Genomic DNA, 12,429 nt, shown 5'->3' with positions numbered 1-12,429 from the left:
GAATATAGGATTGTATATGTCATCTACTATAACTGCCCATGATGGGTACAGTACCCAAGCTACATGGTGATAACCATATTCATCCATTACCGCTTTTTCATTAGCTACTGCATTAGGTCCTGAGCCGCAACCCCATCCACAATTGCCGGCTGCCATTACAGCCGCACCATAATCTCTGCCGAACATATTGAAAGAGATTACTATTGCAAAAACTGCCATCAATAGAGCTTGTGCTAATAAAATCACTCCCATTTGACCGGCAACTGGAGCTAGCTTAGTGATGTCTATAGTCATAAGAACTAATGCTAGGTAAAGCTCAAGCCACATATGCTCAATAGCATTTACTTCCGGTACGAAAGTATCTCCCTTTACTGACTCTATAACATTTCTAGCAATCGCTCCTGCAAACAGGCAACCTATGAATTTAGGCATTTCTATCATTGGAATATTGTCTAATATCACATATATTGGCATACCAAGAGCTGCTATTAACAATACCATGGCAAAGGCTCTTAAAACTCTATCATTATTAAGCTCAGGTAGCTTGCTTGATTTCTTTTCTTCAGGTACATCGTTAGGGTCGGATTTTAGACCTTTGCTTTTTATTAGGAAGGCTGCCACCGGTCCACCTATAAGAGAACCCATTATATTACCCATTGTACCTGCTGCCACACCTATAACTGTAGCATCTACTGCTCCCATTTTTTCAAATATAGGTCCAAATGCTGAGGCTGTACCGACACCACCTGACATAGCTGATGACGAACACTGTAGTGCAAGTAATGGATGTAAGCCTATAACTTTTGCAATAGCTACACCAAGTAGATCTTGAAAGGTAATTAGTAGGCAAGCGGCAATAGCAATCATAATAACCAGCTTACCACCAGCGTGCTTGATAGTGTTAATTGAAAAGCCATATCCAACACAAAGGAAAAATATATTTTGTGCTAAGTCTTTCATAATTTTAGTATCGAAACTAAATGCTATAATACCTGACATCTTAATAAATGATATTAATAAAGAAAAAATTATACCTGAAATAACTGGAGCTGGTATAGCATATTTTCTGAGTGTTGCAGATTTAGAAACAATAAATCTGCCGGCAAAAATGACTATAGCAGCTAAGCCTAAAGTGGTAAGATATTCCACTTGAAATTGGTTAATGCCCCCGCCTTCAGGCACTGTGAGCTTACCAAAATACTCATAAAGTTGTTTTTCCATGATGCTCCTCCTTGGAAAAATATAGTATAATAAAAATAAATACTTTAAATAAGTAAGACAATTTTAGAAAATATTGTAATTCTATTTAATAAAATAAAAATATTTAGATAGTTCTACTTATAAAAATATAAATTATCTTACATTATTTATTAGTATTTATAGCATATTTTAAACAAATTTGCAATTTACAAATTTATATTAATATTTTCTTTAGCTTGACTATAAATCTAATATTTTATATAATAGTATGATAATTCAAGGGGTTTATGAATTAGTATATTCATGATTTAATAAGATAAAATATAAATTCGACTTAGTCGTTTTATATTGAAAGGAGATTTTGCTTTGTCAGAAGCAATGGATTTCGGTATATTATCAATTATACCGCCTCTAGTGGCTATCATACTTGCACTTGTTACAAAAGAAGTAATCCCTTCACTTCTACTTGGTATTATAACAGGTGGTTTGATATTTACTGGATTTAATGTTTTACAAACCGTAGAAACTGTATTCACTTTAATGGGAACTCAAATGTCTGACAATTCCCTAATGTTATTGTTCCTAGGACTATTAGGTGCTTTGGTTACATTAATAAACAAAGCAGGTGGCTCTTTCGCCTATGGTAAATGGGCAGGCGAAAAAATAAAAAGTCCATCTATGGCTAAATTATCCGCAGCTATTCTTGGTATAATGATTTTTATTGATGACTACTTCAACTGTCTGACAGTCGGTGCAGTTATGAAACCTATCACTGACAAGAATAATGTTCCAAGGGCAAAATTGGCTTACATCATAGACTCTACAGCTGCTCCTATATGTATAATAGCTCCTGTATCTAGTTGGGCTGCCTCTGTAGTTTCTAATATTGACAGTGCAAATGTTGATAATGCTATGGGAGTATTTATCTCAACTATTCCATTCAATTTATATTCACTTTTAACAATTATCTGCGTGTTTATTTTCACATTTGTTAACTTTGATATAGGTCCTATGGCTGAATTTGATTTAAATGACACTTCTATAGAAACTTCCGATTTATCATCAGAAGACAAGCTAGCTCATAGTGAAAAAGGTAAGGTAATTGATTTAATCTTGCCTGTATTAATACTTATCATTGTGACTGTATATTTCATGCTGAGAACCGGCGGTTTATTCTCAGGAGATGTCTCAACTCTTGGTGAGGCATTTGGTAATGCTAATACAAATATTTCTCTTGTCATTGGCTCTTTTGCAGGTCTAGTTATGGCTTTTGTTATGTATCTTCCTAGAAAGCTTATGACCTTATCCGAATTTATGAATGGTATTAACGAAGGTGTTAAATCCATGGTAGGTGCTATGATTATTCTTATCCTAGCATGGACGATTGGCGGAATTACTCAAACAGATTATTTAAATACAGGCGGATACGTTGCTAATCAGCTTACAAACGCTTCTATTCCTATTTGGATATTTCCTGCAATTATATTTATACTTTCTTCTCTACTATCATTCTCAACAGGTACTGCATGGGGCACATTCGGTATACTAATACCTATAATTGTACCAATAATAGTGCATATGGGAGCAATGAGCCATATTTCTGTAATATTGGCATCTATATTCTCAGGCTCTGTCTTTGGTGACCACTGTTCGCCTATATCAGATACTACGATACTTTCATCAGCAGGTGCTAACTGTCACCATATTGACCATGTAAGGTCGCAGATGCCATATTCCATAATGGTCGCTATATCTTCCGTAATAGGATTTATATTCGGCAGCTATTTTAACAACCCTGTTATTGCAATTTCAACCGGTCTTATCAGTTTAATCATAGTTATTATAATTGCAAAACGTCTTACCGAAGCTAAATTGCGTAAAAAAGGTTTGATTTAATAATTATTTAATAAAATATAACTTTTAAAAGAAAGGCAATTTTATGAAAAAAAGACATTCGTCTTTCATTGTTATGAGTGAGGATTTAAACCATCATCGTACTCTATTTGTTGGAAAAGCTACTATGTGGTTGATGGAAACAGGCTTTATGACTACAGCTATGTACAAAAAGCCTGAAGAAGTAGTTTGTTTTGCAGTAAATATGTCAAAATTTTTAAAACCTGTACCAAGCGGAGCAATAATTGATTATACCGGTCAAGTCGCCCATGTAGGTAAATCCAGTGTAACTGTTTATATCTACGGTAAAACTTTTGACTCTGACGATATATGTATCGAAGGGCTTGTAACATACATTACTATAGACAAAACTACTCGTAAAAAAGTTGCACATGGTATAGTAATGGATGAGCCGGCAGATGAAGAAGAAGTAAAAATGAGACAGAGAGCTCTAAAATTTTTAAGCAATAGCAACGCATAGTTACAAAACAAAAAAATGGGTGCTAACTTTTGGTTAGCACCTTTTGTTTATACATATTTTAAATGGTTCTATAATAACTGCTGAGGTTCCCCCCCCCCAACAGTTGACAAAGAACCAAAATTAATCTTCAATAAATATTGTAGAATATATTACTATTATCTAATAAACGGTGGAGTATATTCATATAAGAGAGTTTTTCGCATACGGCGGTGGCTCACGATCTCCTTCGATGAAGATACCAGCCTTTATTGATGATTTAATTAGGTATTAGTATAATAGTTTATCTATAATTACAATTAATACTAACTTACTTTGAAAATTATAGTATAAATATTGAAAAGAAATTTGTGTTGCTCTCTGATACAAAAAAATTTCTAATGAAAAATAATACTACATTTTCTTATGTAAGTTAGTATAAAATATTTTATTGGTTATTAAAATGAAAAACTGCTGAAGAAATATTCTCCGGCAGTTTTTCATTTTAATAAAGGTTATTTTAGTCTAAATAATCTTTTAATTTATTTGATTTTTTAGGTCCTCTAAGTTTTCTTAGTGCTTTGGCTTCTATTTGTCTTATTCTTTCTCTTGTTACATCAAATTCTTTACCTACTTCTTCTAGCGTTCTAGCTCTGCCATCTTCTAGTCCGAACCTTAGTTTTAATACTTTCTTTTCTCTGTCTGTCAATGTTTCAAGTACGTCGTCTAGCTGTTCTTTTAGTAAGGAGTATGCTGCTGCCTCTGATGGTGCTAGTGCGTCATCGTCAGGTATGAAGTCACCAAGATGTGAGTCTTCTTCTTCGCCTATTGGTGTTTCTAATGATACCGGTTCTTGAGCTATCTTCATTATTTCCATTATTTTTTCTTCCGGCATATCCATGTGCTTTGCTATTTCTTCCGGTTTTGGGTCTCGTCCTAGTTCTTGGACTAGTTGTCTGTTGTATCTTATTAATTTATTTATTGTCTCTACCATGTGCACCGGTATTCTGATTGTTCTTGCTTGGTCTGCAATTGACCTTGTAATCGACTGTCTAATCCACCATGTTGCATAAGTTGAGAATTTAAAACCTTTTTTGTAGTCAAATTTTTCTACTGCTTTTATCAATCCAAGATTGCCCTCTTGTATTAAATCTAAGAAAAGCATTCCTCTGCCTACATATCTTTTCGCTATGGCTACTACTAGTCTTAGGTTAGCCTCTACTATGTGCATTTTAGCAACTTCGTCACCTTCTAGCATTTTCTTGGAAAGCTCTATTTCTTCTTCTGCTGTAAGTAATGGAATTTTCCCTATTTCTTTAAGATACATTCTTACAGGGTCGTCTATGTTACTCTTGAGCATGGTGCTTTCAAGATTTTTCAGCTCTTCGTCTATGTCTTTATCTTCTTCGATAATTTTATCGTCATTTAGCTCTGTTTCTATTTCTTCTTCGCTTGGTTCTTTATCTAATCCGTCTACTACTTCTATGCCCATAAGTGCAAATGCGTAGTACATATCATCAATCTTGTCTTTGCTTATATCGTAGGTGTCTAGGGCGTCCATGATTGTATCATAATCTAGGAAACCATCTTTTTTACCTTTTGCGGTAAGCTCTTTGATGACTTTTTCGTATTCAGAAGAATTATTTTTATTCTTACAATTTCCATTAGTAGGCTCTTGTTCTTTTTCAGCTATCTGTGAGTCTATATCGTCATTTAGAGCTGATAAATCAATTTTTTCAGCGTCCTCTATATATAAGTCCATTTCTTCGGGTGTTACTGGTTCTTTTGCCGCTTTTGATGTTTTTTTCTTTGGTGCTGTTGCTTTAGTTTTTTTTGTGGTTTTCTTTTCGTCTTTTGTCATTGCTTTACTTTTTGCCTTTTTGTCAGTGCTTGGTGTTATAACTTTTTCTTCTTTTGTTGTTTTTTTCTTTGGCGTTGCTTTCACTTTTTCTACCTTTTCTGTGTTAGGATTTTTCATTACATCATCCCTCTAATTTTATTATTTAAATCTTCTCTTTGTTTAACTAGGTTTATATTTTCTTTAAACAATGCCTCTAGTATATCTAGTTGCTGTTCAGAATTAAGAGACTTTTTATTACTTTCTATTTTTCTATTTATATAATCGATTTTACATTGTATAGCTATTTTTGTGATGTCCTGCAACTGCTGTTCACTTGGGGCGGTTGTTTGTTCATAGTTTCTTGTCAGAATTTTTTTCAATTCTTCGTCTTGCAGGCATTGTTCGCTTAATATGTCTTTTATATAATAAGCAAACGTCTCTTCTTTTTGTAAAATCTTTTTTAGTCTTTCTTCGTTGGTTGTCTTTTTAACAACAGGTCTTGTGCTTGGTTTTTTTATTTGTATGTTATTATAACTGTTGTACCTATTTTTTGAATAATATCCATAGGCAAGCTGTGTTATGGTTTCAACAGATGTATCCGTACTTGACGCAAGCCTCTTTGTCTGATATTCCTTTTCCAAGGGGTCTTTTTCTATTTTCAATAGGGCTGCCGCTCTTTTGATAAACTCTTGTTTTTGTGTGTAAATTTTAAGGTCATAGGATTTTCTTAATATGTCTATTTTAAATGCCAGCGGAGTTTTCGCATCTCTTATATTTTGCTTAAACTCCTGTATCGTGTGCTTTTGAAAAAATTCATCCGGGTCTTTGCAATCTGCCATGCTTATTATGTATGGATTTATTTCTTCAGCTTTAAGTATATCTATAGCTCTAATCGTTGCCTTAATACCGGCTGCGTCACTATCATAGCACAAATAAACTTTTTTATTTGGAAATTTTAATATTTTTGCTTGCTCTTTGGTAAGCGAAGTACCAAGAGATGCAACTGCCCCAAACATTCCATTTTGTACTAGGGATATGACATCCATATAGCCTTCTACTAGTATGATATTATCTGCATTGTCTTTTATTGCATAGTTTAAGCCATAAAGTTGATTTTTTTTGAAAAAAATAATATTTTCAGGTGAATTAAGATATTTTGGTTGCCCGTCTTTGTCTAGGGTTCTACCACCAAATGCAATCACCTTGCCTCTTCTATCGAATATAGGATACATTACTCTCCTAAAAAAGATTGAGTATACTCTATCATTTTTTTCTCTAAATATTTTACTATCAAGTAATTCTTTTTGCGTAAAGCCTTTATCCAATAAATATTTTACGCTGCTACCATCACCTTTTTCGTAACCTAAGCCAAATTTTCTTATAGCTTTTTCATTCACTCCTCTTGATAATAAGTATTTTTTTGAATTATCCATATTATTTGCCAAGTTATTAAAATATAACCTTGCTAATTCTGTATGAAGTTCAATTTGTCTATTTCTTTCATTGTATTTTCTTATTTCGTCTTGGGTTAATTCCCTTTGCTCAGGCATATCAATATGTGCATACTCACATAGCCTCTTTAACGCTTCTATAAAGGTTAAATTTTCCCTTTTCATAAGAAAACTTATAGCATTGCCCGCCTCATTACAGCCAAAGCATTTGAAAATTTTCTTTTTTTCATTTACCATAAACGAAGGTGTCTTTTCATGGTGAAATGGACACAAACCGCTATAACTGTCACCTGATTTTTTAAGATTTACATATTGACCTATAAGTCCTACTATACTAACTTGTTCTAACAAGTTGTCAATAAAAGTTTGGTCTATTCTATTTGAGCCGTTCAATCAAACTCCTCCAACTATTTGTAACAATATATTTTTACCCTGACAAATGCCACTAAAACAGCAATATTCAAATCTGTCACTTATTATAGTAGTGGAGTAGCTTTACCGGTCATTTTTATAACAAATCTATCAGAATTTTTAAGTCTGTTGTCGTTAAATTTTAATCCTATATATGATAGAGCTAATAATATAAATCCTGTAATTACAGCTGTTAATTCATCATTCGGCTTAATGACATAATATCCAAGCATAACTCCGCCAATTAACGCTATCAGCGGTATAACGTACATCACAAATGACGCTGCCAATACATCAGGTGAGTCAAGGTCAAGCTCCACCGAGTCACCAATTTTTGCATCTAATGTATTTTTAACCGTCAAGTCTATATATTCACTTTTTTCACTCCACATACTACACGCTTTACATTTACCGCAAGCATCGCTTCTAAGCACTCTAACCAAAGCATCTTGGTCATTTGTCTGTATCACTGTCGCTAGTTCTTTCATTGTGTTCACCTCTTTTATCATATTTACCCAAAATATGTATATTTAATTACATCATTAAACTTAAACTGCTTGCACTATTTTTATAAATTGTGTAAAATATACACTAAAAGCATTAATATTTTTTTGAAAACTGAGGAAACTACTTTCATAAAATCTCTATATCAATATACTATATCGGTAAACTAATAAAAAATTTATCAAATAATATATTATTCGTACCATAAGTTGAGATAAATCTAGTATACCTCAAAAAGGAGAACTATGGATAAATTAAATGGATTAAAGCGAACAATTTATTGCGCAGAATTAAGACCAGCTGACATAGGCAAAGAAGTCGTTGTCATGGGCTGGATACAAAGAAGTCGTGACCTAGGCTCACTTATATTTGCAGACGTAAGAGATAGGAGCGGAATTTGCCAAATAGTATTTGATGAAAATACAAAAAAAGAAGTTTACGAAAAAGCTCAGACCCTTGGCAGTGAATATGTAGTAGCAGTAAAAGGAAAAGTAAGACAAAGAAGCTCTATAAACAAAGATATTCCTACCGGAGAAATAGAAATTACCGCAGACGATTTATTAATATTAAATACAGCTCAAACCCCACCAATATATGTAAAAGACGATGACAACGCTGATGAAACCCTTCGCCTAAAATATAGATATCTTGATTTGAGAAAACCACATATGCAAAGAAATTTCTTATTCAGACACAAAGTTGCTCAAATAGTTAGAAATTTCTTATCAGAAAATGGCTTTATAGAAATCGAAACTCCAATGCTGACAAAACCAACTCCGGAAGGAGCAAGAGACTACCTAGTACCAAGCAGAGTAAACAACGGTAAATTTTACGCACTTCCACAATCTCCACAGCTATTTAAGCAAATGCTTATGGTATCAGGTTTTGACAGATATTTCCAAATAGCTAGATGCTTTAGAGACGAAGATTTAAGAGCAGACAGACAGCCTGAATTTACACAAATTGACTGCGAAATGTCCTTTGTAGAGCCTGAGGACGTCATGGGCATAATGGAACAAATGGTTCAAAAAATATTTAAAGAAACTCTAAATGTAGATATACAACTTCCACTTCAAAGAATGACTTGGCAAGAGGCAATGACAAAGTACGGCTCTGACAAGCCTGACACAAGATTTGATATGCAAATACAAATCGTATGTGACTTGACAAAGGATTGCGGATTTTCAGTATTTGAAACCGCCGCTACCGACCCAAAAACCTCCGTTAGATGCTTAGTAGCAAAAGGTGCTGAAGATAAATACTCAAGAAAGCAAATAGCAAAACTTGAAGATTTAGCAAAAACATACGGAGCTAAAGGTCTAGCCTATATAAAATTAACTCAGGAAGGGATTAATTCCCCAATTGCAAAATTTATCCCAGAAGATAAAATGCAAAAATTATTAGAAGGCGTAGGTGCTGAAACAGGTGACCTAGTATTATTTGTAGCTGATAAACATAAAGTTGCAGCCGATGCACTTGGTCATATAAGATTACAGCTAGGCGAAGATTTAGGTCTAATAGATAAAAACAAATTCAATCTACTATATGTAACTGAGTTTCCTCAATTTGAATATAGTGAAGAAGAGCAAAGATTTATGGCAATGCACCATCCATTCACTATGCCGATGGAAGAAGATTTAGACAAATTAGATAACGACCTGGAAAATGTCCGTGCAAAAGCATATGATATGGTATTAAACGGTGTAGAGCTTGGTGGCGGAAGCATAAGAATACACGATGCAAAAATCCAAGAAAAAATGTTTGAATGTCTTGGGTTCACTAAAGAAAGTGCTCAGGAAAAATTTGGTTTCTTACTTGAAGCATTTAAGTACGGCACACCTCCTCATGGTGGCATCGCCTTTGGTATGGATAGATTAATAATGCTCCTATTAAAAGAAAACTCAATCAGAGACGTTATAGCTTTCCCTAAAAATCAAAACGCTATATGCCCACTTACTGAAGCCCCATCAGTTTCTGATAGCTCAGCACTTAAAGAACTTGGCATAATAATAGCAGATACAAAAAATAAAAATGAATAAGTAATACTTTTATAATAATAAAAACGTTGTGTACCATATTTTACTTTAAAAAATGGTAGGCAACGTTTTTTATATCTAATACTAAAACCTAATTGAAAGTGCAGTTGTATTTTCTTTTGGCACTTTTATTCACTTAGCTCACAGCGTTAGCAATCTCGCTAGTCAAATGCAACTGCACCTTTTCAAACATATACTAACTTACATAAGAAAATGTAGTATTATTTTTCATTATAAATTTTTTTGTATCAGAGAGCAACACAAATTTCTTTTCAATATTTATACTATAATTTTCAAATTAAGTTAGTAATAGTGATTTTTGAAATAGATAACGGTATAAATTGAAATATAATCAAAAAAACGCCCAAGTAGATATGCGTAGCCGCAGTCCATAAAGGCGTTTTTATTTGTTTTTAGTCATAAAAGCCAACTTTCAATCTATATTTATCTTTGCTGGTTTTGCCATTTATTCCTGCAATCTTAAATCTGCCATATCCTCTAACCGAAACCAAAGAGTCTAAGTCTAATTCCTTAGATTTTGAAAATATTGGTTCAAAATCAACTTTTACCTTACCGTTTTCACAAACAGCAGATGAAACCTGCCTTGAAACATTTAAAGCAGCAGAAATAACGACGTCTACCCTAAGCGATGACGCAATTATATCTCTATATATAAATTCCGGTTTTACTTCCTTAATCTGCTCTATGGGTAAAATCTTGCCCTTTACTCCTGAGTGCCTAATTTTAGTTAGATTAATTGCAATATAATCTGCAATATTATCTAAAGTAACTACATCTACATACCCATTTCCTATGTATATGTCACCTAATTTTTCCCGAGTTAAACCAAGCGACATCAACGCACCAAGACAATCTTTATGCGTAATATTGTCAAAACTAAAATCAGACTCAAATCTAACAAGCTTTAAAGGGTCTTGTATATCTTGCTCATAATATGGAAATATAAGAAATAATTTTCTCTCAGCTAACTTTAAGCCTCCAAAGAGCCTGTATGATACTTCATCAGAAAATGAATTTAAAACTGAACTAAACACCCTTTGTCTATATGGGTCCATGAAATCAGTTTTCTTAATCTCATAGGATTTTAAAACAGACTCTAACTTCGATAAATTATGCTTAATAAAAATCTTTGTTTCTTCATCCCTGATAAAAGCTATATATTTTTCTTTGTCGATTATTCCCATAAATATTTTATTTCGCACTTAACAAAACTAAATACCAACTAGTTTTAGTTAATAAAAAACATGATTAAAATTCTATATAAAAACTTGTAAACAATATTAATTAAAAACAAGGCTATAATAGGGCTTACATCTATTACTGTAAGCAGTCCAAAGCGGTCTAATAAATCCTTAATTGGGTCTAAAATCCAATCAGTAAACTTTATTAATGTTTTTATAGGCTCTTTGTAGCAGTCTATATTTGGTATCCATGATATGACTGCCCTTACAATTATTGAAAGGGTCGTTAGTTCATAGCATAGATTTAACAATCTTAATATCAGCATTATCTATCCTATTTAGTTGTAAAATTTAGACATAAAATTAGTAGCTGTATCGTCTGTATCAAGTGTAGTTGCATCTACATCAACGTCTTTTGGTGCAAGTAAGAATATAGTTTCACTAAGTTTTTCGATAGTTCCTTCTAACGCATAAACAGCACCATTAATACATTCAAAAATTTGTTGTTTTACAAGTATTGCATCCATACTTCTTGATTCTTTTACATTTTCCAGTTTCATTATAACTATTTTGTTATTTTTTAAGCTATCTATAACATTAGTAGCGTCTTTATATTCAACAGGTTCATAAACTACAACCTTTGCTAATGATATACTAGCTGAGGCTTTTTGTCTATTAGATGTGTTACTTAAGATTCTTAGACCTACACTAGGTGCACTTTCTTTTTCTTCCATTTCAGTTTCTTCCATGGTATCCATTTCATCATATTCGTCTTCGTTACCAACTGTAAATATTTCTTTAAATTTAGCTGCAAAAGCTCCCATAAGTATCCTCCTAAAATTTTTATTTGTATGTTCTTTCTCCAAAAATGCTAGTTCCTACTCTTACCATTGTCGCTCCCTCTTCGATGGCAATTTGAAAATCATTGCTCATCCCCATGGAAAGCTCGGTAAGCTCAGAACCATATATTTTCTTTGAGTTGACATCAGAAATAATTTCTTTCATCCTCTGAAAATAAGGTCTTGTTTTTTCTTTATCAGATTCATAAGGAGCCATACCCATTAAGCCTATTAATGATATGTTTTTATATTGCTGCAAATTTTTTACAAATTCAATGACGTCTTTTTCTTCTATCCCATGTTTAGATTCCTCGTGGGAGATATTGATTTGTAATAGGCAATTTATTGTAATGTCAAGTTGCTTAGCTCTTTTATCTATCTCTTGTGCAAGAGATAGCGAATCCACAGAATGTATTAGCCTTACTCTATCGATGATGTATTTGACTTTGTTTTTTTGCAAGGTTCCTATTTGATGCCAATTAGCATCAGTCAATTCCTGTGATTTTCTTGCCAGTTCCTGAGGTTTATTTTCCCCAAAATCTCTTATTCCTAAATCATATATTTGTTTTATTTCAGGCATATCTACAGTCTTACTT

General features: G+C 33.1%; 11 protein-coding genes. 3 read left to right on the top strand and 8 right to left on the bottom strand.

Features of this window, described 5'->3' with window-relative positions; all coding sequences use genetic code 11:
* Nucleotides 1–1,221, bottom strand: a 1,221-nt coding sequence (locus BBG48_RS09885) for a sodium/glutamate symporter (RefSeq protein ID WP_116170971.1), incomplete at its 3' end; no start/stop codon positions are given.
* A 345-nt stretch (nucleotides 1,222–1,566) separates the two neighbouring features.
* Between BBG48_RS09885 and BBG48_RS09880 the strand changes: the two genes are divergently transcribed.
* Nucleotides 1,567–3,096 (top strand): Na+/H+ antiporter NhaC family protein, encoded by a 1,530-nt coding sequence (locus BBG48_RS09880; RefSeq protein WP_243446783.1) that lies wholly within the window; start codon nucleotides 1,567–1,569, stop codon nucleotides 3,094–3,096.
* A gap of 43 nt (nucleotides 3,097–3,139) precedes the next feature.
* On the top strand, nucleotides 3,140–3,574 hold the full coding sequence (locus tag BBG48_RS09875; protein ID WP_068913978.1) for a hotdog domain-containing protein: 435 nt from the start codon (nucleotides 3,140–3,142) through the stop codon (nucleotides 3,572–3,574).
* A gap of 496 nt (nucleotides 3,575–4,070) precedes the next feature.
* On the opposite strand, the gene rpoD is transcribed toward BBG48_RS09875, so the two are convergent.
* The 3 genes from rpoD to BBG48_RS09860 all read right to left on the bottom strand — a co-directional run bounded on the left by rpoD (nucleotide 4,071) and on the right by BBG48_RS09860 (nucleotide 7,740).
* A complete protein-coding gene (gene rpoD / locus BBG48_RS09870; RefSeq protein ID WP_330410379.1) occupies nucleotides 4,071–5,528 on the bottom strand; it encodes an RNA polymerase sigma factor RpoD in 1,458 nt (485 codons plus the stop codon).
* Nucleotides 5,528–7,234 carry a DNA primase gene (gene dnaG, locus BBG48_RS09865; protein ID WP_068913977.1) on the bottom strand — a complete coding sequence of 569 codons (1,707 nt, stop codon included), beginning with the start codon at nucleotides 7,232–7,234 and terminating at the stop codon, nucleotides 5,528–5,530. Before dnaG ends, rpoD begins: the two co-directional genes overlap by 1 nt.
* A gap of 83 nt (nucleotides 7,235–7,317) precedes the next feature.
* Nucleotides 7,318–7,740: a SoxR reducing system RseC family protein gene (locus BBG48_RS09860; RefSeq protein WP_068913976.1), complete on the bottom strand. Its 423-nt coding sequence runs from the start codon at nucleotides 7,738–7,740 to the stop codon at nucleotides 7,318–7,320.
* A 261-nt stretch (nucleotides 7,741–8,001) separates the two neighbouring features.
* Here BBG48_RS09860 and aspS point away from each other — a divergent pair, with 261 nt between their 5' ends.
* Nucleotides 8,002–9,795, top strand: a complete 1,794-nt coding sequence (gene aspS / locus BBG48_RS09855; RefSeq protein WP_068913975.1) for an aspartate--tRNA ligase — start codon at nucleotides 8,002–8,004, stop codon at nucleotides 9,793–9,795.
* Nucleotides 9,796–10,205: 410 nt separating this feature from the next.
* On the opposite strand, the gene BBG48_RS09850 is transcribed toward aspS, so the two are convergent.
* The 4 genes from BBG48_RS09850 to BBG48_RS09835 form a co-directional block, all read right to left on the bottom strand.
* On the bottom strand, nucleotides 10,206–10,997 hold the full coding sequence (locus BBG48_RS09850; protein WP_094754491.1) for a YlmH family RNA-binding protein: 792 nt from the start codon (nucleotides 10,995–10,997) through the stop codon (nucleotides 10,206–10,208).
* Nucleotides 10,998–11,041: 44 nt separating this feature from the next.
* Entirely contained in the window at nucleotides 11,042–11,320 is a 279-nt protein-coding gene (locus BBG48_RS09845) for a YggT family protein (protein WP_068913974.1), read from the bottom strand.
* Nucleotides 11,321–11,332: 12 nt separating this feature from the next.
* Entirely contained in the window at nucleotides 11,333–11,818 is a 486-nt protein-coding gene (locus tag BBG48_RS09840) for a cell division protein SepF (protein ID WP_068913973.1), read from the bottom strand.
* A 19-nt stretch (nucleotides 11,819–11,837) separates the two neighbouring features.
* Nucleotides 11,838–12,429, bottom strand: a 592-nt coding sequence (locus BBG48_RS09835) for a YggS family pyridoxal phosphate-dependent enzyme (protein WP_116170970.1), incomplete at its 5' end; no start/stop codon positions are given.

It is taken from the genome of Criibacterium bergeronii (assembly GCF_001693775.2).
In the GTDB taxonomy this organism is placed as follows: Bacteria; Bacillota; Clostridia; order Peptostreptococcales; family Filifactoraceae; genus Peptoanaerobacter; species Peptoanaerobacter bergeronii.
The sequence above is the reverse complement of the archived record's forward strand: the minus strand, read 5'-3'. Positions and strand labels throughout refer to the sequence as shown.